The 19,173-nt window shown below is 58.1% G+C and carries 13 protein-coding genes and 1 tRNA gene; 8 read left to right on the top strand and 6 right to left on the bottom strand.

Annotated elements, in window-relative coordinates:
* The first annotated feature begins 21 nt into the window (after positions 1-21).
* From OHL21_RS12850 to OHL21_RS12840, 3 genes are all read left to right on the top strand, one after another.
* A complete protein-coding gene (locus OHL21_RS12850) occupies positions 22-1,614 on the top strand; it encodes a carboxylesterase/lipase family protein (protein WP_263417672.1) in 1,593 nt (530 codons plus the stop codon).
* Positions 1,615-1,680: 66 nt separating this feature from the next.
* A tRNA-Val gene (locus OHL21_RS12845) sits at positions 1,681-1,757 on the top strand.
* A gap of 209 nt (positions 1,758-1,966) precedes the next feature.
* On the top strand, positions 1,967-3,121 hold the full coding sequence (locus OHL21_RS12840) for an ROK family protein (RefSeq protein WP_263417671.1): 1,155 nt from the start codon (positions 1,967-1,969) through the stop codon (positions 3,119-3,121).
* 118 nt (positions 3,122-3,239) lie between these two features.
* Here OHL21_RS12840 and OHL21_RS12835 read toward each other — a convergent pair whose 3' ends face one another.
* From OHL21_RS12835 to truA, 5 genes are all read right to left on the bottom strand, one after another.
* Positions 3,240-3,824 (bottom strand): hypothetical protein, encoded by a 585-nt coding sequence (locus OHL21_RS12835; RefSeq protein ID WP_263417670.1) that lies wholly within the window; start codon positions 3,822-3,824, stop codon positions 3,240-3,242.
* A gap of 152 nt (positions 3,825-3,976) precedes the next feature.
* Complete coding sequence (locus OHL21_RS12830; protein ID WP_263417669.1) at positions 3,977-4,522, bottom strand: peptidoglycan-binding domain-containing protein; 546 nt, start codon at positions 4,520-4,522, stop codon at positions 3,977-3,979.
* Positions 4,523-4,557: 35 nt separating this feature from the next.
* Complete coding sequence (locus OHL21_RS12825; protein ID WP_263417668.1) at positions 4,558-6,144, bottom strand: trypsin-like peptidase domain-containing protein; 1,587 nt, start codon at positions 6,142-6,144, stop codon at positions 4,558-4,560.
* A gap of 176 nt (positions 6,145-6,320) precedes the next feature.
* Entirely contained in the window at positions 6,321-7,511 is a 1,191-nt protein-coding gene (locus tag OHL21_RS12820; RefSeq protein ID WP_263417667.1) for a M20/M25/M40 family metallo-hydrolase, read from the bottom strand.
* Positions 7,511-8,305 (bottom strand): tRNA pseudouridine(38-40) synthase TruA, encoded by a 795-nt coding sequence (gene truA / locus OHL21_RS12815; RefSeq protein ID WP_263417666.1) that lies wholly within the window; start codon positions 8,303-8,305, stop codon positions 7,511-7,513. Before truA ends, OHL21_RS12820 begins: the two co-directional genes overlap by 1 nt.
* A 322-nt stretch (positions 8,306-8,627) precedes the next feature.
* Here truA and OHL21_RS12810 point away from each other — a divergent pair, with 322 nt between their 5' ends.
* Entirely contained in the window at positions 8,628-10,691 is a 2,064-nt protein-coding gene (locus OHL21_RS12810) for a TolC family protein (RefSeq protein ID WP_317889981.1), read from the top strand.
* 292 nt (positions 10,692-10,983) lie between these two features.
* The gene (locus OHL21_RS12805; RefSeq protein ID WP_263417665.1) at positions 10,984-13,122 is read left to right on the top strand and encodes a thioredoxin domain-containing protein; all 2,139 of its coding nucleotides are present in this window, start codon (positions 10,984-10,986) and stop codon (positions 13,120-13,122) included.
* A 92-nt stretch (positions 13,123-13,214) separates the two neighbouring features.
* Here the strand turns inward: OHL21_RS12805 and OHL21_RS12800 are convergent, their stop codons facing one another.
* Positions 13,215-14,153: a mechanosensitive ion channel family protein gene (locus OHL21_RS12800; RefSeq protein ID WP_317889980.1), complete on the bottom strand. Its 939-nt coding sequence runs from the start codon at positions 14,151-14,153 to the stop codon at positions 13,215-13,217.
* A 40-nt stretch (positions 14,154-14,193) separates the two neighbouring features.
* Here OHL21_RS12800 and OHL21_RS12795 point away from each other — a divergent pair, with 40 nt between their 5' ends.
* The 3 genes from OHL21_RS12795 to OHL21_RS12785 all read left to right on the top strand — a co-directional run bounded on the left by OHL21_RS12795 (position 14,194) and on the right by OHL21_RS12785 (position 19,166).
* A complete protein-coding gene (locus OHL21_RS12795; RefSeq protein ID WP_263417664.1) occupies positions 14,194-14,565 on the top strand; it encodes a hypothetical protein in 372 nt (123 codons plus the stop codon).
* A gap of 179 nt (positions 14,566-14,744) precedes the next feature.
* Complete coding sequence (locus tag OHL21_RS12790) at positions 14,745-16,916, top strand: alpha-ketoacid dehydrogenase subunit alpha/beta (RefSeq protein ID WP_263417663.1); 2,172 nt, start codon at positions 14,745-14,747, stop codon at positions 16,914-16,916.
* A gap of 81 nt (positions 16,917-16,997) precedes the next feature.
* The gene (locus OHL21_RS12785; protein ID WP_263417662.1) at positions 16,998-19,166 is read left to right on the top strand and encodes a DUF1800 domain-containing protein; all 2,169 of its coding nucleotides are present in this window, start codon (positions 16,998-17,000) and stop codon (positions 19,164-19,166) included.
* Positions 19,167-19,173 lie beyond the last annotated feature (7 nt).

Genomic DNA, 19,173 nt, shown 5'->3' with positions numbered 1-19,173 from the left:
CCGTAGCTCCCGAGGTTCTTCATGGAATTTGCACGCTCTCTGTTTTCGCTCGCTGCAACCTTTGTTCTTGGAGCATCCGCCTTCGCCGCAATCGGACCGCAAATCAAAACTGCCAGCGGTGTTGTTGAAGGAGAACCGACAACCGATGGCAAGGTTATGTCCTTCAAGGGCATTCCTTTTGCAGCTCCTCCGATAGGCAAGTTACGCTGGGCGCCGCCCGCGCCTGTTGAACCGTGGACCGGTGTACGGTCCGCACACGATTTTGGATATCACTGTGTGCAGTCCGCCAGCTACGCAGATATGGCCTTTCATGATCCTGGAGCCTCAGAGGACTGCCTGACCCTCAATGTTTGGACACCCGCGGCCTCTGAAACCAGCAAGCTGCCGGTCATGGTCTGGATCTACGGTGGCGGCTTCGCCGGCGGCAGCACATCGGAGCGCCGGCAGGACGGCCAGTATCTCGCCCATCGCAACGTCGTGGTTGTCTCCATGAACTACCGGCTCGGGATCTTCGGTTTCTTCGTGCACCCGGAGTTGACGGCAGAGTCTCCGAATCACGCTTCGGGGAACTACGGTCTCCTGGATCAGGCAGCAGCCATTCAGTGGGTGAAGCAGAATATCGCGGCATTCGGTGGTGACCCTTCCAACATCACTATCTTCGGCGAGTCGGCAGGCTCGATGTCCGTCAGTGCGCAGATGGCCTCGCCGCTTTCGAAGGATCTCATTCAGAAGGCAATCGGTGAAAGCGGAAGTGTGATGACCACCGGCACCTTCCCAATCGAGAGCCGTGAGCAGCGGGAGAAGACAGACTCCGCCTTCGCGCTTACGACCTATGGCACGACCAAGCTTGCGGAACTGCGGCACATTCCGACGGAAGACATCATTCGTCCCATCATGGCAACGCGGCCCGGACCCTCGTTCCGCCCGGTGGTCGATGGGTATTTCTTCCCGAAGCCGCCGGCGGAGATCTATGCCGCGGGTGAGCAGGCACATATTCCACTGCTCGCAGGATGGAATGCGGATGAAGCTCGCGGAGGAGTAGTGGGCGGAAACAACCGCTTCAGCGCCGAAGGTTTCGCCGCACAAGCGAAGCGTGAGTTCCCAACGCAGGCCGAGGAGTTTCTGAAGCTGTACAGCGCAGCAACTCCTGAAGAAGCAGTGGCGTCCGCCTCCGACTATGCAGGTGATCGCTTCATCGCCTACTCGACATGGAAGTGGCTGGAGGCACACACGGCAACCGGCACGAAGCCTGTGTATCGCTACAAGTTTGCTCTACCGAATCCGGGTGACCGCTACCATACTCCTGCGGTAGGAGCGTTTCACTCCGACGATATCGAATATGTCTTCGGAACACTGGACTCGCGCCTGGAGGTCGTAGTGCGTCCAGAAGATCGCAAACTCTCGGAGCAGATGCAGGACTACTGGACGAACTTCGCGCGTACCGGCGATCCCAATGGACCAGGGCTACCGAAGTGGCCTGTTTATGGCCCGAGTCAATGGCAGGTAATGGTGCTGGATAAGAATTCGGCAGCGAAGGCAGATCAACATCGAGAGCGCTATCTGTTCCTCGACAGTGTGTGGGGTAAACCGCAGCCAGTAGCCAGACCGCAATGATGAAATGATGGAATATGAGGACAAGGCAGTCATCCACACAAATTTGCGATAAACTCATAGAGGAATGGGCGGATAGCTCAGTTGGTTAGAGCGCCTGCCTTACAAGCAGGATGTCGGGGGTTCGAGTCCCTCTCTGCCCACCATTCCCCAACATGGATTGCAAAGAAGACGAAAGACTTCCATATGGTGGTCTGCTCCAGCTAGAGCATTTTCTCTGCAGGTGTAGTGTAGGGCTTCCGCATTTATGGGCGTTTTCCGCAATGAAAACGCCGCTGCACTCCTCTTCCGGGATACCCAGCAACAGGGAAAATGCTCTAAGATGCTGGGAACGTAACGTACGGACGACCCAAGCTTGCAACGATTCCGCCTTACACGTCACCAGAGCGCTTCGAACAAGACTCCACGCCAGATCAATCTCTCGCTGGTCTTCAATCTTGTCCGTACACGCCAGCCTGTCTCCAGGGCAGAGCTCTCACGTCTCTCCGGCCTGCAGCGCAGCACGGTCTCTCTCATTGTTGAGGAACTGATCTCCGGCGGATGGATCATCGAAGGTGAAGTTGGCCGCCTGCCTCGCGGTCGTCGGCCAACCTTCCTGCAGGTGAATGACAAGCGCGCTGTCCTTGCACTCGACATTCATCCGGCACAGACGACGCTCGGCATCGTTGATCTCGGTGGCCGTGTGATCTCGCAGAGTCTTGTCCCGCTTCCCGATGATTCCAAGCTGGCGATGAATGCGATCATCAAGGCAGTTCGCAGAATGGTGGATACCCATCCCGAACGCGCTCTGGATGGCATCGGTATCTGTGTTCCAGGCCGTGCCGATCTCGATCAACAGAAGCTTATCTTTGCTCCTAACCTTCATTGGCCGGTGCTGGCCGTCAAGCAGCGCATCGAGCGTGCCACAGGTCTGCGCGTTGAGATGGACAATGTCGCCAATGCCTGCGCTCTCTCCGAGGTCTGGTTCGGAGAAAGCGATGGGATGCACGATCTTGTCGTCGTGAACGTTGCCGAGGGAATCGGTACAGGCATTTTTGCCAACGGTCAGCTTCTTCGTGGTGAGGCCGGTATGGCCGGCGAGTTCGGCCACGTGCAGATGGAAGAGGGCGGACCGGCCTGTGCCTGCGGCAATCACGGCTGCTGGGAGGTTACCGCTTCGAACCGCGCGGCACTGCGTTATTACGAGCAGCAGGGCGGCAGCCGTCTGGCGGCCTTCGATACGTTGTTGCACCTGGCGCAAATCGGGGAGGAACACGCAGTTGCTGCCATTCAGACAATGGCCCGCCGCCTCGGCAGAGGTCTGCGCATGATTGCTTCAGGCCTTGCGCCGAGCGAGATCGTCATCGTGGGTGATATCACCACGGTCTGGCAACTGGTCTCGCCGGTTATTGAGGAAGAGATGCGCCGGAATGCCTTCCACAGCGGTCCAAGGCTCCGTCCAGCATTTGAGGGAAGTCTGGCCCGTCTGCGTAGTGCCGTAGCTCTCGTAATGAACGACCGCGCGCTGTAGAGCATTTTCCCTGTTGCTGGGTATTCCGGAAGAGGAGTGCAGCGGCGTTTTCATTGCGGAAAACGCCCATAGATGCGGAAGCTCTACACGACACCTACAGGGAAAATGCTGTAACGGTCTACTTCACGGTCACAGCTCCATCCACATCCACAACCAGCGCTCCCTGCTCGATCAGCATGGAGTGAATCTTCAGTCGCTCCAGCGCCAGCAGGTATCCGGTGGAAGTACCTGACTTGGTCAGCGCCTGGCGCAACAGATCCGCTGCATTGACTTTCATATTCTGCGGCAGCTTGCGGCTGAGAAAGGGAACCAGAAGAAAGCCTAACTCTTTCGAGGTACTTAGCTGGTCGATGTGAGTATCGCGGAAGCCGATGGTTTCACCTTCGGCCTCCGGCAACATGGATACATCGGCATCCGTCGTCAGTCCCACCCCGATACATGCGCCGCGCAATCCGGCGCCCACGCGGGATCTGGTGTGCACGCTGACAATGATGCGATCTTCTTTGAAGCTGACATGGGGTTTCTCGGCGTAGACATAACAGGCTGACGCCGCATCGCCGCGGAGATAATAGCGGCCGTCGGGAGTATTGAATAACTGCTGTTTCAGGGTGCGCTCCAATGCATCGGCTGAGATCTTCAGCTCAACGGCATGAGCGCTTGCCGCTATTGCCAGAAGGAAGAGAACAACGATCCGTCGCTTCACTCTTCCAGACTAGAGCATTTTCCCTATTGCTGGGTATTTCGGAACAGGAGTGCGGGGGCGTTTTCACTGCGGAAATGCCATAGACGCGAAAGTCCTTCACGACATCTACAGGGAAACGCTCCGTCGTGTCCAAACGCCTTCCGGAAACGATCTTATTTCGATCCGAGTGTTGACAACGTGCTGTCGGAAGCAGTGGCCGAACTCTCCTGATGTGGTCCAAGGCCCAGCTTGATCAGGGCGCGGGAGTCCGGCACCAGCTTGGTCTGCCAGCCATTGTCAGATTGCAGCTTCTGCATTGCGGCTTCCGTTGAAGAATCCCAGTGGCCGCTCGGGTCGCCGTTCAGGTAACCTGCCTTGATCAGTGCCTGTTGGATCTCGGTAGCGCGATTATCATCAATGCCACGCTGGCCCGGCTTGAATGAAGTATGACGTACCGCCCCCGGTTTGTTCGATCTTTTCTGGACATGTGGCGCTGTTGGACCCCGCCGCGAACGCATCATCGCGTGGGATGGAACAGCGGTAACGACTGCAAGCGCAACGACAAATGAGACTTGGGAAATACGCATCATTTCAACACCTGCAATGCCCAGTATCAGGCGATTTTCAATTTTGTCTGACCTTGATTTGCTTTCAAGGTTACTGACAAAGTAAACCCGCGGCAACAGAAAAAGAAGCGGCGCAAAGGGCAGATTTCCCATTTTGCGCCGCTCTTTTCTGCGAGTGAATTGCAGGATTACGGCAGGGTACCGCCCACATAATTGTTGCCGCCAGTCGGAGAGTTCGGCGCACGAACCAGGAAGACCACATCATCACCTGACTTCAGGCTCTTGATGGCGGCCTGGAAGCTGGCCATGTCGGTCACCGGCTTGCGGTTAATCTCAACGATTACTTGTCCACGGCCCAGTCCGATCTCGTCTGCAAACGATCCCGGCTTCAGGGCGGAAACGATAACTCCACCTTTGATGCCGAGCTTGGTTGCTACGTTGTTCGGCAGAGCGCTGACGGTCAGGCCCAGCTTATCGGCAGAGACATCAGAGGATTGTGCCTCCTGTGAGTCGTCCTGCCCATTGCCATTGAGATCGGCGAAGATCTTCGAGCGATCGCCGATGGAAACCGTCGTCGAGGCCGGCTTACCGTCACGCAGATAGCCGAGCTTGACTGTTGATCCCGGGCGGCGTCCCGCAATGTCGTTCACCATGTCATCGCCGTCCTTGATCTTGCGGCCGTCAATCGACTCGATCACATCGCCCGGTTGCAGGCCGGCCTTCTCTGCCGGACCGCCCTTGGTGACGGTGCTGACGATGACGCCCGAACCATACATACGGGAGACTGCCGAGGAGATGTTCGACTGGAAGCTGATTCCGATCGATCCACGGGTCACCTTATGTTCCGGTCCGATGAGCATGTTGTAGACATTGACGACGGTGTTCGCGGGCATGGCAAAGCCGACACCCTGCGAGCCCATTGACTGTGTATAGATCGCCGTATTGACACCGACGACAGCACCCGTCATATCCACCAGCGGACCACCGGAGTTGCCAGGATTGATTGCCGCATCGGTCTGAATGAAACGCTGGAACTGGTTTTGCGCAAAACCGCTCTGCGATGGCTCGTTAATCTGGCGGCCCTTCGCCGAGATGATACCTGCCGAGACCGTCTGCGACAGACCGAACGGGCTTCCGACCGCGAGCACCCAGTCGCCTACCTGCGCACCTTCGCTATTCCCGAGCTTGACGGTCGGAAGAGGGGTAGGGGCGTCGATCTTAATGACCGCGATATCGGTGTCCTTGTCGGTGCCGATCACCTTGGCCGGGCGTCCGGTTTCGCTCTCAGAATCCGTCGAGAGTTTTACGTAAATCTTGTCGGCTTTCTCCACCACGTGATTGTTGGTGATGATGTAGCCCTTCGGATCGACGATAAAACCGGAGCCAAGAGCTCTGCGCTCGCCTACGCCATCATCATCCTCGTCATCACCGCCGCCAGGATTTCCGCCGAAGAACCGGTTAAAGAAGTCCTGCATGTCCTGCTGATCCTGGCTGCCGTTACCGCGACGGCGGCGCTGGGTAGCTTGTTTGGGCAGGCTCTCGGTGTTGATGTTGACCACCGCGGGTCCAACCATCTTGGCAATCTTCGCAAAGCCATTGCCCACGCTTTGGGGCTCAGGAATACGCAGAGGTGTTGCGTCGGAGGACTCCTGCGCTTCCTTGCCATGAACCTTCGCGGTCAGAACCGAGCCGGCCACAATGCCGATCGACAGCGTTGCCAGCAACGCGAAGGTCGAAGTCAGACGACGGGCCTGAATCCGTTCCCACAATGACATCTTTTTCTCCATGTAGTGTGTTTCCCTCAAAAAAGCACGCGCGCCAAAGACACCATGCAATACGCCAGTATATCGCCGAAAACGGACAATTTTGTGCCTGACGGCGTTCGCAGGTTAGACGCTGGCCAACCTTGGAAAGGTGTTTTGCGTAATTCCGGCTGCGTAGTCTGGCCACATCACCTTGCGGCATCCAGCAAGATCAACAAAACGCGGCGCAACGCCAGTTCTCTCCCGGCAGGGTCAAACCATTCACCGTGGGTATGGATACCTCCGGCGACACCCCCGGCTCCTACCGCGATCGCCTCCCGTCCCAGGGCAAGAGGCACATTGGCATCGGTCGAGCCGATGCGGAGCTCGGTTCGCAGGCGCAGATGGCGGTCAACCGCGTGGACGGTCTCAAGAAGAGTAGCCTCTTTGGAGAGGGCTCCTGCGGGGCGGTCGCCAATCGTTGCCACCTGGAGGCCCAACTTGCGATCAGCCTCATTTGCCTCCAGAACGGCATCTTCGAGTGCCCGGTGGACCTGGACCTCGAGAGAGATCAGTTGGTCCATATCGACAGAACGCAGATCGATAAGGCAACTCGCACGCTCAGGAACCGAGGTGACGGACATGCCGCCCTCGATACGCCCAATATTCCAGGTAGTGCGCGGCTGGCGCGGGAGTTTGATTCGTTCCATCGCGGCGATTGCCTTGCTCAGGACAACGATCGGGTTGGGAGCCCCCGCCTCTGTCCAGGAGTGTCCGCCCGGGCCGGTGACAGTTGCCTGGAGTCTTCGGCTGCCGATGGCGCCGACTACTACGTTTTCGGTACCTGCCCCTTCCAGACAGATCGTGCAACGGATCCGCCCCGCGTACTCCGAACGGAAGAAGAGGTGGCGCATGCCGCGCAGGTTTCCCTCCGCCTCCTCACCGACATTGGCTGCAAACAGGATGGTGTGCTTCGGTATGAGCTGTGCTGCCTTTATGGCGGCAGCAACCGCCAGCAGGCCGGTGAGTCCGGCGACATTGTCCGCAGCGCCGGCGGCATAGATCCGCCCCTCGTCCAGGCGTGGCTCCGGCAGCATTTCATCGGGAAAGATGGTATCCAGATGAGCCGAGAGCATGGCAATTGGGCCATTCCGAACCTGACCGGAGATCTCCCCCAGGACATTTCCTTCGGCATCGATCTGAACCTGCTCCAGACCGAGTTCTACAAATCGGTCACGGACCCACAAGGCGCGTTGCTCCTCCTTATAAGGTGGAGCAGGAATCCGCAGCATCTCCATCTGCCAGGCAAGCAGCCGTTGTTCCTGAAGATGCAGCCACTGAAAAGCGGCATGGACGCCACGCAGACCTGCCAGTTCTGTAATTCTCTGGTTCGCGCGCATCAATATTGCACCTCAACCAGGAAGAGGCCTCTGGCAGGAGCCGTCGGCCCCGAGATCGACCGGTTCCGGGCTGCCAGGATCTCAGGCATCTGAGAAGCGGACATCCGCCCGCACCCCATTTCAACGAAGGTGCCAACCAGATTCCGGACCATGTGGTGCAAAAAGCCATTGCCGTTGACCCGATAGATCAGAATGTCACCTTCGCGCCGCCACTCGGAAGAGGAGATAGTTCGCACCATTGTCGGGGGAGTAGCGCCCTGACGTACGGAGGCATCCGGATCGTTTGCCGCGAACGAACTGAAGTCCATTTCACCAATTACAGTTGTGGCTGCCTGCTGCATTGGAGTAATGTCCAACGGCCAGCGGCAGTCCCACACGTACCTGGAAAGCAGGGGAGAGCAGATGCGCTCATGGCGCGTCCCAGCATCGCGACGGACAAAGATGCGGTACTCATAGGTCTTACCGCAGGCCGAATGCCGTGCGTGGAAGCCCGGCGGCGTGACCTCTGCCTGCATCACTCGCACACTTGCAGGCAGCGCTCGGTTCAGAGCCCGCAGCAGGTTCTGTTGCGGAATGCCCGCCTCCAGATCGAAGGTCGCCACCTGACCCAGAGCATGCACGCCGGCATCGGTTCTACCAGAGCCCTGTGGCAGAATCTCTTCTCCTGTGACCTTTCGGATGGCCTCTGAGAGTAGACCTTGAACGGTGCGTAATCCCGGCTGTACCTGCCAGCCATGAAAGTCGCCGCCGTCATAGCTCAGGGTCAGCTTCCAGGTGTTCCGAGAAAAAGCCATCTTTGCACGGTAACATGCTGCCGCATGTGTCACTTGCTATACTCATCGCTATCCCGCCAAAAGCCATGTCCCTCGCTTCCAACGAACTCCACGGAACCTACAGGAACCTGTTTACGTATCAGCCCCTGAACCTGTCGTGGAATGATTTCAATGATTTCGTAACCGGAAGCCACTCTGAAACATCTGTCACTTGGTATCCGTACAACACTTACACCGAGAAAAGGGAATAGCCGTACCACCCACTCGCCAACCCGGAACTGCGACCCGAAAAACTAAGGCAGACCGGCGACCCTAAACGATCGCATTAGCTGGAGAGCGCAACGTGAAATTGAGACATCTGCAAGCCACAGCGAGCATTGCTTTGCTCCTGATGGGACCCGCCGCACAGTACGCTGCCGCACAGCAGCAGCAGACCGTCCCCGGAGGCGGAACGCCCGCACAGGCACAGGCCAACGCCACTCTTCCTGCGGTACCCGAGCCCAAGCTCACGGAGCCTTTTGACCTGCGCGATACAGCCCGGGATTATTCCAAACCCAAGAGCCACCTTTTCAAGCCCTGGGCGCCTTATACCCCTATCAACGTCGGGGAGCCTCGTCTCGGCAACACGCCGCGGCTCGACCAGCTTCTACGCGATGGCAAGATCTACCTGTCTCTCTCGGACGCCGTCATGCTGGCGCTGGAGAACAACTATGACATCGCCATCTTCCGTCTGAACCTCGATATCGCGGATACGGATCTTCTCCGTGCACGCGCCGGCGCTACCCTGCGCGGCGTCTCTTCAGGTCTGGTTTCGAATACCCTCGGCGGCACCACGACGACAATCACCGGAGGCGGCGGTCCTGGCGGTACCAGCACCGCGGCCGGAGCAGCCGGTGCGGGCGCCTCGGGCCTGGTGCTTACCACCAACGGCGCCGGCCCCACACCGATGAGCCTGGATCCGGTACTGACCAGCACGCTGCAGCTAGAGCGTGCCCGTACCCCGCAGACGACGAATTTCATCACTGGAACGTTCTCGCTGAACCAGGCGACGGACACCTATAACTTCGCCTACTCGCAGGGCTTCATTACCGGCACTCAGGCGACCATAGGCTTCAACAACTCACGCACCAGCAACAACAGTAGCCGTAGCGTATTCAGCCCACAGCTCCAGTCCACCTTCCAGCTCCGTCTGCAGCAGCATCTGTTGCAGGGCTTCGGGCCAAGTGTGAACGGACGGTTCATCGTGCAGGCGAAGAACAACCGCCGCATTGTGGACTCGGCGTTTCGTCAGCAGCTCATCTCGACCGTAACCCAGATTGAGAGCATCTACTGGGCTCTGGTTTCGGCCTATGAGGACGTACAGGCCAAGACCCGCGCTCTTGATCAATCGACCAAGCTCGCGTCTGATAATCGCAAGCAGCTCGAGATCGGTACCCTGGCTCCTCTCGACGTCGTCAACTCCGACTCTGCTGTCTCTACGGACAAGCAGGCGTTGATCACCTCGCAGTCGAATCTCGAGTACCAGCAGTTGCTGATCAAACAGGCCATCGCTCGCAACACGAACGATCCTCAAATCGCGGCTGCCCCCGTGGTGCCGACGGATCGCGTCAGCCTCGACCGTCTTCCGGAAGAGGATGTACAGATTGAGGACCTGGTGAAGCAGGCCTACGTTAACAATCCTCAGATCGAACAGGCCATGCTGGCCATGAAGAATAACGAGATCTCAATTAAGGCGCTGAAGAACGGTCTGTTGCCGACGGTTGATGTCTTCGGGTTCTACGGTGCCGCTGCGATCGGCGGCGCATGGAACCCGGTCTGCGCCGGTGGTGCACAGACCGGATGCCAGGGCCTGGCGCAACGTGGCTACGGCGGAACGTTCTCTGATCTGTTCAATTCCTCAAACCCAGATAAAGCTGTTGGTCTCTCGATCAACATCCCCATCCGCAACCGCGTCGCCCAGGCTGACCAGGCTCGTTCCCAGATGGAACTTCGCCAGTCACAGATGCGTCTGCAGCAGCTCTACACGCAGATCCGCATGCTGGTCACCAACGCTCAGTTTGCACTTACGAATGACCGTGCGGCGGTACAGGCGGCTCAGGCTGCCCGCGACTTCCAGGCGCAGTCGCTTGACTCCGAACAGAAGAAGTACCGTCTCGGTGCTTCAACCACCGCGAATGTTCTTCAGCAGGAGCGTAACCTCGCAACTGCGGAGAACAGCCTGATCTCGGCGACGGCAGCCTATGCTCGCGATCGTGCGTCGCTCTATCAGTTGCTGGCAAATACGCTGGACCGCTACGGCATCTCGCTTACGGATGCTGCGACCGGCACCATCAACCAGGCTCCGGTAATCCCTGGCCTGACAGCTCCAAAGGAACCGGAAGCGCCTAAACCGCTTACCCCGCAGTAGTCCAGCAACAAGGAGATAGCAAGAAGCCCAGCCTGATGGCTGGGCTTCTTGCGTAAAGACAAGTGGGCCGCCCCGGCGCGAGGCGGCCCGCAGAGGGTTTTACGTTCTAAAGAGCGCTCACGGGACTCCGTCTTCAATCCCCAACAGAAACTCGCGAGCGTCCCCAGTAATCTGGAAGGGTACGCCCGATTATTCCGATGGTTGTCACACTCGTGTCACTTTCAGCACGCTGAAAGTGACACGAACAGACGAACCGGAACAAGGATTCGGCAAACCAACTATCCTAGAATCGATGTCTGAATCGATGTCTCACGAGCCGAACGCCCTCGCCGCTGCCTCCTCCGCATATCTTCGTTCCGCCATCAACCAGCCAGTCCGGTGGCATGAGTGGAGCCCCGCGGCCTTTGCGCTCGCCGCGGAACAAAACAAGCCGATCCTCCTCGATATAGGCGCGGTCTGGTGCCACTGGTGTCATGTGATGGATCGTGAGTCGTATGAGAACGATCAGACTGCAGCCGTCATTAACGAGCACTACATTGCCATCAAGGTCGACCGGGATGAACGTCCCGACGTGGATGCTCGCTACCAGGCCGCTGTCTCCGCGATCAGCGGGCAGGGAGGTTGGCCATTAACCGCCTTCCTTACTCCGGAAGGAAAGCCTTTTTTCGGCGGCACCTACTTTCCTCCGCAGGACCAGTTCGGCAGACCCGGATTTCAGCGCGTTCTCCTCACGATGGCCTCTGCCTTCCACGAGAAACGTGATGAGGTGGACGATTCCGCGGCTTCCGTGATGGCCGCAATTGAGCATAATGAGACCTTCTCCGGCCGCTCCTCCCGCATTACGGCAGAGTTGGTTACCAAGCTCACCTCCGCCATTACGGGCATGTACGACCAGCGGCACGGCGGCTTCGGCTCCCAGCCGAAGTTTCCGCACTCAACCGCGATCGATCTATTGCTGGACAGCGCGCTTCGTCCTGGCGCCGACGAGAAGATCGCCGCCTCTGCACTCGGTACGCTCAGCGCCATGTCCAGAGGTGGAATCTATGACCATCTCGCCGGCGGCTTCCATCGGTATTCGGTCGATGAGCAGTGGATCGTTCCTCACTTCGAAAAGATGCTCTATGACAATGCCGGTCTGCTGGCAAACTACGCCCACGCGTTCCAGAGTTTTGCCGAGCCGGAGGCTGCCCGGGTTGCACGCGAGACCATCCTGTGGGTCGATACGTGGCTCTCAGACCGTGAACGTGGTGGCTTTTACGCTTCTCAGGACGCTGATATCAACCTGGACGATGACGGCGACTACTTTACCTGGACGCTTGACGAAGCCCGTTCCGTGCTCACCACCGAGGAACTGGCGATTGCGGCTCCGTTCTATGACATCGGCGACGTGGGCGATATGCACCACAACCCGGCGAAAAATGTGCTCCATGTGAAGCATCCGTTCGGGCAGGTGGCGCAACGGGTAGGAATGTCGCTGGAACGGGCGCGGGAACTTCTCGGTTCCGCGAAAAAGAAGCTGTATGCGGCCCGGCTGCAGCGTCCGACACCCTATATCGACAGGACGATCTATACCGGCTGGAACGGCATGATGATCTCGGCCTACATCGCGGCCGGCAGGGCATTGGCGATTCCGGCCGTAACTGCCTTCGCGTTGAAGTCACTGGATCGGATTCTGGCCGCAGCCTGGAATCCTGGGGTGGGACTCTCCCATGTCGTCGCTTACGCTGACGGAACACCCGTACAGAAGCCTGTTCCCTCGACACTGGAGGACTATGCATTTTTGGCAACATCCTGCTTGGATGCATGGGAATGCAGCGGAAATCTAAAGTATTACCTTGCAGCAAAGGGCCTGGTGGAAGATGTTGTCGCGAATTTCTGGGATGCGACGGGGCTTGGGTTCTTCGATACACCTCTCACCAATGAACCGGCGCTCGGGGCCCTTTCAGCCAGGAGGAAACCTTTGCAGGATGCTCCGGCGCCGGCGGCAAATCCGACGATGGCTTCGCTACTGGTGCGGCTCGAAGAGCTTTCCGGAAAGCAGGAGTACCGGGACATGGCCTTCGACACGCTGGAGACTTTCGGCAGCATTGTGGAGCATTTCGGACTCTACGCGGCGAGTTATGGTCTGGCCCTGCAACGGTTGGTCCAGCCATCGCCTCAGGTAGTGGTCCTGGGAGACGATGACGCCGCAAAGATGTTGGAAGCAGCGGCATTGACGCGTTACTCGGTTTCCAAAAGCGTCATCCGCCTCTCGCACGCACAGCTTTCTGCTCTTCCGGAGACGTTGGCGGACACCATCCCCAATCTCCCCGGCATTGAGTCCGGAAAGAGCGTCGCGATTGTCTGTGCGGCGAAGACATGCCATCCGCCTGTCAGCGATCCAGAGAGCCTGCTGGAGATTTTGAATCGCGCACTAGAGCAATTCTCCTAATACTTTGGTGTTGGATAAATCTGTGAATGCCGTTTTCTTCGAAGGAAACGGCGCAAACTGCCCAACTCCGCTCTACACCTTTAGGAGAACTGCTAGTCCCCGCCTCCCGGTAACACCGTCGTGGGCGCGGAGGGAAGTGTGGGGTCCTGCGCGTTAAGGATGACGGCGCTGGAAGGAATACCGAGCCGGATCTTGTTCTTCTCGAAGCCGAGCAGGATCCGCCGCCGCAACTCACGCAGTACACCATCTTTCTGGTTAGCGCGCACTTTCGTATTCACCAGGTACATGACTTCATTGCCATTGATCTTGTCGACACCCAGGACCTTTGGGTCTTCAATCGTCACCTGGGCAAAGGCGGTATCTCTTCGGACATCCATCGCCAATTGGCTCAGTAGTTCCATCACCTTGTCTGGGTTCTCTCCGGCATCGACGCTTACATGCAGCGAAGCGACGGAGTAGTCGCGCGACAGGTTCTGAACTGTTGTGATCTGCGAGTTGGGAATGATGTTTTGGGTTCCGTCTCCGTCACGCAGAATGGTGCAGCGCAGACTCATATCTTCGACTGTTCCGGTAAGCCCGGCCATCTTTACCGAATCGCCCACGTTGAACTGGTCTTCCAGCAGAATGAAGATCCCGTTCAGCATGTCCTTGAAGATGGACTGCGCTCCGAACGAGATGCCGAGTCCGACGACGCCGGCAGACGCCAGCAGGGGCTTCAGGTCGATATCGAAGATCGGCAGAATCTGCAGCAGAACATAAAAGCCTATAGCTGTGTAGGCCGTGGCTCGCAGCACGGACGACATGGTGCGCAACTGCGAGGCGCGTTGCGAGTTGCCCACCTGACGGTCGGCCATGCGGCGCATGCGTCTAACAAAGAAGAGGGTGATGCGCTGCAGGATGAAGCCGAAGATAAGGATGAAAGCGATTTTCGGCAGATCGTGGTGAAGAAAATCACTCGCCTGCTCATGCCAGTTGCGTTCCACCTGCAGGGTGCGAACTTCTTGCGGGGCGAAGATCGAAAGGTGCATCATAAGCTTCTATTTCATCACGGCGGTTTCGAAGGGGGTTCCCATGAAAGTCACGCGTATTCTGCTTCTCAGTCTGCTTATGACGGCCTCGGTGGCTCAGCAGGGCGGCAATACCGGTGGCTCGCGCGGCTCCCGGCCCGGGCCGCCGACAACGCTGCCGGATGTAACGATGGGGGCTCCGGATGAGCGCCCGGGGACTTTCGATGCAGCCATGGAGAATCAACGGGCCAAGATGCGTAATGAAGACCGGCAGAAACGGCTGGTGGAAGACACGCAAAAGTTGCTGACGCTGGCCAATCAGCTGAAGGAAGAGGTAGACAAGTCCAGCAAGGACACCATGTCGATCACCGTCATCAAGAAGGCTGAAGAGATCGAGAAGCTGGCTAAGTCTGTCAAGGAGCGGATGAAAGGGTAACAGCCAAACCCCTAACTGACCGCGAGCAGGCAAGCACAGAGATACATGATCGTAAACAGGAGGCTGCGGCTCATTTTCGTCCTTCGAGAAACGGTGTTTTGACCCTCAAGGGGAGTCATCGGCAATCGTGGGATTTGCAATAGGGGCAAAGGGTTACAATCGAAAAGCAGAAATTAACGATGCCTCGCAACGCCGCAGCAGCTACGACCCCGAAGCAGGCCGCCGATTACGGTGGCCTGAGCGCCGACCAACTCGTCGAGTTCTACCGGTATATGTATCTGTCGCGGCGCATTGACGACCGCGAAATTCTGCTGAAACGGCAACAGAAAATCTTCTTCCAGATCTCCTGCGCCGGCCATGAGGCCCTGCAGGTTGCGGCTGGTTTTGCCCTTAAGCCGGGCTACGACTGGTTTGTGCCGTACTACCGCGACCGCGCCATCAGCCTGGTGCTGGGTCAGACGGCGGAAGATCAGCTCCTGCAGGCGGTGGGAGCCGCAACCGATCCCCAGAGCGGTGGACGGCAGATGCCCTCCCACTGGACCAGCAAAAAGCTCCACATCGTCAGCCCCTCGTCCGCAACTGCAACCCAGTGCCTGCACGCGGTCGGCGTGGCCGAGGCGGGGCGCTACTTCAGCCATCATCCAGACGCAGCAGCTAAGGTTGAGGGAGACTATCGTCAGTTCAAAGATGTTGTTTTTTATAACGACGAGATCGCCTATACCTCGATCGGTGAGGGTTCCACCTCTCAGGGCGAATTCTGGGAGTCGCTGAATACAGCCTCAAACAACAAGCTTCCGGTGTTGTTTCTAGTGGAAGACAATGGCTACGCCATCTCCACGCCGGTCGAGTGCAATACGCCGGGCGGCAACATCTCGCATCTGGTGGCGAACTTCCCAAACTTCTTTTTTGCCGAGATCGATGGCACCGACGCTGTTGCCAGCTACCGTGCTCTGGCCGAGGCTGTAGCCTGGTGCCGCAGTGGCAAGGGGCCGGCGCTGGTCCATGGCCATGTGATTCGGCCATATTCGCACTCACTGTCGGACGACGAACGCCTCTACCGTACCGCGACAGAGCGCGAGGCCGACGCACTGCGGGATCCCATCTCAAAGATGCAGGCATTCCTGATCCAGGAGGGGATTCTGGACCAGGAGGGTGTTGCGGTGCTGGAGAAGGCCGTCGACGAAGAGGTGCAGCGTGCGGCAGACGCTGCGCTGGCTGCTCCGCTGCCGCCGGAAGATTCGATCCTGGTCCACCAGTACTCCGAAGACCTCGATCCAACGTCATCTACCTTTGCTACGGAGCCGAAGCCGACCGATGCTGCCGAGCGGACGATGGCCGACCTGATCAATCTTTGCCTGCACGACGAGATGAGGCGTGACGAACGCGTCGTCGTCTTCGGTGAGGACGTTGCCGATGTCAGCCGTGAGGATGGCCTGCGAAGCGGGGAACTCAAGGGAAAGGGTGGAGTATTCAAGCTCACCTATGGCCTGCAGAAGGCGTTTGGTAGCGACCGGTGCTTCAACTCTCCGCTCGCTGAGGCGAACATTGTTGGCCGAGGGATTGGAATGGCGGTTCGGGGCCTGAAGCCCGTGGTCGAGATCCAGTTCTTCGACTACATCTGGCCGGCTGTCCACCAGATGCGTAACGAGTTGAGCGTGATGCGGTGGCGCTCGAATGGCGCCTACTCTGCGCCGATGGTCATCCGCTGCCCGATCGGGGGATACCTGACCGGTGGTTCGATCTATCACTCTCAGTCGGGTGAGAGCATCTTTACCCATACACCGGGGATTCGGGTGGTGATGCCATCCAACGCCCTCGACGCCAACGGCCTGTTGCGCACCGCCATCCGCTGCGATGACCCCGTGCTGTTTCTGGAGCATAAGCGGCTCTATCGCGAGGCCTATGGCCGCGCTTCCAATCCAGGGCCTGACTACATGATTCCGTTTGGCAAGGCAAAGATCGTCAAACCGGGCAAGCATCTTACTATCGTCACCTACGGCGCCGTTGTGCCGCGTTCGCTGCAGGCAGCACAGAAGCTGGAACGCGAGAAGGGAATCAGCGTTGAGGTGATCGACCTGCGCTCCCTGTCGCCTTACGACTGGGAAGCGATTGCCGAATCAGTCCGAAAGACCAATCGTGTCCTGATCGCTCACGAGGACATGATCAGTTGGGGATACGGCGCCGAGATCGCGGCCCGCATCGCCGACGAACTCTTCCACGACTTGGATGCGCCTGTTCGTCGTGTAGCCGGCATGGATACTTTTGTCGCCTACCAGCCAGTTCTGGAAGACATCATCCTGCCTCAGCCGGAGAAGATCTACGCCGCGATGAAGGATCTGATCGAGTTCTAACTCGCCGGGTATTTCGGGTAAAAAGTCGTTTCAAACGGCAACTTGTGGGGTAGATTGGGTTTCTTCCCCACAGGTGTTGTTATGCTTCACTCTGACTCTTCCTTCCAGGCCGTTTGTTCCGCCGTACTGTGCGGTATGTTGCTCTGCCAGCCGTTGCTGGCGGAGAGACCGATTTCCAATAAAGCGAAAACTGTGGGAATTATTGCGGCATCACGCAGTATCGCTGCGTCAGGCAGTATTGCTGCTCAGGATCGCGCCCGTTACGCCCTGAGCCGGTTTACCTTCGGCCCTCGTCCAGGCGAGATCGAGGCTGTAGAGAAGACCGGACTGGATCGCTGGTTCGAGCAGCAACTCCATCCCGATCGGCTGGATGACACAGCGATGTTGTCGCGGCTGGACGAGTATCCGGCCATGAAGCTCTCTACTGCGGAATTAATGCGGCGCTTCCCAAGTCCGCAGATGATTCGCGTGATGGATCGGACCGGAGCATCCCTTCCCAGCGACCCCATCGAGCGGGCGATCTACCGCAGCCAGATCGAGCAGTACAGGCTGCGGACTGCCGCGCAGGAAAAGGGACAGAATCTCGATGAGATGCAGCCGCAGAATGCGATGGCTGCCGGCGAAGACAATCCCACCAAACGCGAAGCACGCATGCAGGCCGCGGGCATTGCTCCAGGACAGCCGCAGCGGCTGATGAAGGAACTCGCGGCTCTTTCACCGCAGGATCGGTTCCAGAAGATTCTCGCGATGAATACCAGCGATCTGATGGCGCTACGCATCGCGGGGCAGCAGCGGTTATTTCTTCTTGTAGAGGGAATGTCGCCCGCACAGAAGGAGACGCTGGCAGCACTGGGTGGGACACCGCGGCTGGTCGGCGCAGAGCTGATGGAGCAACGGCTTATTCGCGAGATCTACTCGACACATCAGGTCGAAGAGGTGATGACGAACTTCTGGATGAACCACTTTAATGTGTACATCCGCAAAAACGCGCAGGAGCCGTACTATCTGCCGAGCTATGAGCGTGACGTGATTCGTCCGCGCGCGCTCGGGAATTTTGAGGACTTGCTGGTAGCCGTTGCCCGAAGCCCAGCAATGCTGGTCTATCTCGACAATTTCCAGAGCACCGGCCCCAATTCTGTCGCGGCCGGCCAGGGAGGTTTTCTGCGTGCAGCGGCACAGCAGAATGCTCCGCGAGGCCTGAATGAAAACTATGCCCGGGAGCTGATGGAGCTGCACACACTGGGGGTGAACGGCGGATATACGCAACAAGACGTCACCGAAGTAGCGAAGGTCTTTACCGGATGGACACTCGATCCGGGATTCCGTCCAAAGCAACTTCGCGGCGCCCTTGGCCGGGGACGCAGGCCGCAGGCAGCGCAACAGGTCGGTATGGGCATCGCATCAGCGAACAGCTTCGCTTTTCTGGAACGGAGGCACGAGCCTGGGTCGAAGACTGTGCTGGGTGTCACAATCAAGGAAAACGGTGAGAAAGAGGGGCTTGAGGTACTCCATATGCTTGCCACCAGCCCGGCAACCGCGCACTTCATCAGTCAGAAACTCGCCGAGCGTTTTGTCAGCGACCATCCAGATCCAGGATTGGTTGATAAGATGGCAGCCAGCTTCACGCGCTCCCATGGAGAGATAAAGGCTGTACTGAAGACCATGTTCGATGCGCCTGGATTCTGGGCGAAATCGAACGAAGGCGCCAAGTTCAAAACTCCTGAGGAGTTCCTTGTGAGTGCCGTTCGTGCAACCGGAGCCGAGGTAAGTAATCCGTTACTTTTGGTTCAAGCCATGAACACACTCGGTATGCCGCTTTACGGAGCGCAGCCGCCCACGGGTTACAAGTGGGACCAGGAGACATGGCTGAACACAGCGGCCCTGGTCAATCGAATGAATTTCGGAGTACGGCTCGGACACAGCCTGCCTGGCGTGACTGTTGGAGACCCATCCGTCGAGCAGCAATCGGTAGAAGCGAAGGAACAGGCTCTGGAGAAGGCACTCCTGGGGAGGCCGGCCGGTGAGGGAACGCATCGAACGGTCCTTGCTCAGTTCCGCAATCCAGAGCTGCAGGCCCAGGCTGAAAAGAGTCTTGCTGCTACCGAGGAACAGACTCAGAACAACGAAATGGCCCCGACGGGCATGTCTATGCGGCGCTTCCGTACTGGAGAAGCAGTCTCCCCTCTGGATGATCAGACGGCGAATATGATCGGTCTTTTGATCGGATCGCCTGAGTTCCAACGGCGATAAGAGCATT

Origin of the sequence: Terriglobus albidus, from assembly GCF_025685425.1 — a bacterium.
GTDB classification, from domain to species: Bacteria; Acidobacteriota; Terriglobia; order Terriglobales; family Acidobacteriaceae; genus Terriglobus; species Terriglobus albidus.
Note: the sequence above shows the minus strand (reverse complement) of the source record. Positions and strands in the feature narration are given on the sequence as shown.

Bases quoted from the DNA above. Each gene is read 5' to 3' on its own strand.
- OHL21_RS12850 (WP_263417672.1), top strand. From the start codon at position 22: ATGGAATTTGCACGCTCTCTGTTTTCGCTCGCTGCAACCTTTGTTCTT.
- OHL21_RS12830 (WP_263417669.1), bottom strand. From the start codon at position 4,522: ATGGGAAATCTGCCCTTTGCGCCGCTTCTTTTTCTGTTGCCGCGGGTT.
- OHL21_RS12825 (WP_263417668.1), bottom strand. From the start codon at position 6,144: ATGTCATTGTGGGAACGGATTCAGGCCCGTCGTCTGACTTCGACCTTC.
- OHL21_RS12820 (WP_263417667.1), bottom strand. From the start codon at position 7,511: ATGCGCGCGAACCAGAGAATTACAGAACTGGCAGGTCTGCGTGGCGTC.
- truA (WP_263417666.1), bottom strand. From the start codon at position 8,305: ATGGCTTTTTCTCGGAACACCTGGAAGCTGACCCTGAGCTATGACGGC.
- OHL21_RS12805 (WP_263417665.1), top strand. From the start codon at position 10,984: ATGTCTGAATCGATGTCTCACGAGCCGAACGCCCTCGCCGCTGCCTCC.
- OHL21_RS12800 (WP_317889980.1), bottom strand. From the start codon at position 14,153: ATGATGCACCTTTCGATCTTCGCCCCGCAAGAAGTTCGCACCCTGCAG.
- OHL21_RS12795 (WP_263417664.1), top strand. From the start codon at position 14,194: ATGAAAGTCACGCGTATTCTGCTTCTCAGTCTGCTTATGACGGCCTCG.
- OHL21_RS12790 (WP_263417663.1), top strand. From the start codon at position 14,745: ATGCCTCGCAACGCCGCAGCAGCTACGACCCCGAAGCAGGCCGCCGAT.
- OHL21_RS12785 (WP_263417662.1), top strand. From the start codon at position 16,998: ATGCTTCACTCTGACTCTTCCTTCCAGGCCGTTTGTTCCGCCGTACTG.